General features: G+C 68.2%; 1 protein-coding gene. It reads left to right on the forward strand.

Annotation, left to right across the window (positions count from 1 at the left end):
• The first annotated feature begins 111 nt into the window (after positions 1-111).
• Complete coding sequence (locus B0I32_RS56195; protein WP_106253696.1) at positions 112-1,401, forward strand: IS256 family transposase; 1,290 nt, start codon at positions 112-114, stop codon at positions 1,399-1,401.
• Positions 1,402-1,434 lie beyond the last annotated feature (33 nt).

Below are 1,434 nucleotides of genomic sequence, written 5' to 3' on the forward strand. Positions count from 1 at the left end.
GAGCAATGCTTGAGACCTGTGGATCGGTCGGGAAGGGGTGTACCTTCCCGATGATCATGTGAGTCCTCAAGACATGACCGACGCGCCAACGTCGGTCGGGAAGGCACACCCGTGCTCACCGTAGTCCCTGACCCCGCCGACGGCGACCGTAACGCGTCCACCTGCGGCTCCTCACCCGCGCTGATCGACGAGCTGGTCCGCGAAGGCGCCCGCCGGATGCTCGCCGAAGCGCTCAAAGCCGAGGTAGACGCCTACATCGCCGCCTTCGCCGACGAACGCGACGAGACCGGGCAGCGCCTGGTCGTCCGCAACGGCCACCACCAGCCTCGGCAGGTGCTGACCAGCGCCGGCGCGATCGAGGTCCGCGCCCCACGCGTCAACGACAAGCGCATCGACGAGGCCACCGGCGAGCGGCGCCGCTTCTCCTCCGCCATCCTGCCGCCCTGGTGCCGCAAGAGCCCGGCCATCACCGAGGTGCTCCCTTTGCTCTACCTACATGGCCTGTCCACCGGCGACTTCGTCCCGGCGCTGGGCCAGTTCCTCGGCACCGGCCACGGCCTGTCGGCGCCGGTCATCACCAAGCTCACCGAGCAGTGGAAGACCGAGCAGCGGGCGTTCGCCGCACGCGACCTGTCCGGCGTCGACTACGTCTACTTGTGGGCTGATGGCATCCACGTCAACATCCGCCTGAAGGAGCACAAACTCTGCCTGCTGGTCCTGATCGGCGTGCGCGCCGACGGCCGCAAGGAACTCATCGCCCTCACCGACGGCTACCGCGAATCCACCGAGTCGTGGGCCGACCTGCTGCGCGACTGCGCCCGGCGCGGAATGCGCGCCCCGGTGCTCGCCATCGGCGACGGCGCGCTCGGCTTCTGGTCCGCGCTGGCCGAGGTGTTTCCACAGGCCAGGGCTCAGAGGTGCTGGTTTCACAAGATCGCCAACGTGCTCGGGTCGCTGCCGAAGTCGGCCCACCCCGGCGCGAAGAAGGCCCTCGCGCAGATCTGGAACGCCGAGGGCAAGGACCACGCGCTGGCCGCGGTCACCGCCTTCGAGGCCGCCTACGGCGCCAAGTTCCCCAAAGCTGTCGCCAAGATCACCGACGATGTCGAAGAGTTGCTGGCCTTCTACAACTACCCGGCCGAGCACTGGCGGCATCTGCGCACCACCAACCCGATCGAGTCCACGTTCGCCACCGTCCGGCACCGCACCAAGGTCACCAAGGGCCCCGGCTCCCGCGCCGCCGGCCTGGCCATGGCCTTCAAACTGATCGAATCCGCCCAGCGGCGCTGGCGCGCGGTCAACGGCGCCCACCTGGTCGCCCTGGTCCGCGCCGGAGCCACATTCATCGACGGCAAGCTCATCGAACGCCCAACAGGATCACCCGTCCCCACAGCCGCCTAGGAACTCATGATCCACAGGTCTTGACTATTGCTC

It is taken from the genome of Nonomuraea fuscirosea (assembly GCF_003001935.1).
Classification (GTDB): domain Bacteria; phylum Actinomycetota; class Actinomycetes; order Streptosporangiales; family Streptosporangiaceae; genus Nonomuraea; species Nonomuraea fuscirosea.